This window comes from Vibrio sp. 378 (assembly GCF_033339435.1).
This window is the reverse complement of record NZ_JAWOUO010000309.1, coordinates 1-854: the sequence shown is the minus strand read 5'-3', so window position 1 is coordinate 854 and position 854 is coordinate 1. Positions and strand designations below refer to the sequence as shown.

Annotated in this window: 1 pseudogene; it reads left to right on the top strand. The window is 41.5% G+C overall.

Annotated features, from left to right (window positions below):
* Positions 1–854 (top strand): annotated as a pseudogene (locus R7Q48_RS25905) (serine/threonine protein kinase); the annotation flags it as partial.

Sequence of the window (854 nt, the reverse complement as noted above, 5' to 3'; positions counted from 1 at the left end):
ACAGAAGATCTAGAAACGCTGGGCTACACACCTAACTACGCCTCACTCAACCTACTCTCAGGAAAAGAACCAAACATAAGCGATGATATGTTCGCCTTATGTTGTATTACGTATGAATTGTTGAGTTGTAAGCATCCATATTCAAGAACACCAGTTAATGAAGCACTAAAGAAAAATATTAAGGTCTCTAAACCAGCAAATATGCCAATAGCGAAGTGGCCTATTTTCTCAAAGGTTTTTTCAACTGGCACAATTCCAGCTGATTTTAATGCAAAGACAGTTAAGCGTCGTTTGAACAAGCAATATTGGCCCTTGGCCACTGGTGTCGCAGCCAGCTTGTTGTTTGTGGCAGGTCTTGGATTAGTCTACAACCAACAGCAAGTTACCATTTCCGATCTAGAAGCAAAGCTCAGTCAACAAAACGAAGTTATCCAAAATGCAGAGCTTCTATTAAGTACCTCGCCAGAGCATAGCCGCTCTTTAATCGATGGTGACGCTTCCCTTCACCCTCTAATTAAAGCTGGGTTGCTCCGTCTACATAAGCCCTATTTACTCGGTCAATTTGAATCAGAAATAGACGATGTACTCAATTCCGATGCGACTAGCTATCCGAATTACGATGAGATTGAGGCTATTTTACAAAAGGCCAAGGGCTACTACCCGGACTCACATAAAATCGAAGTTCTTGCATTAGACATTCAATCAAGTAAGCACTCTACTCTACTTTCTATTGCTCGTCAGATTAACAGTCATTTGGAGAAATCACGTTACGATAAGGAAGAAGATACCAAGTCTATCTATGAGCTGAAAGAAGAGCTAAACCAGATCCATCAGGACTACCCTTTCGTACCGAG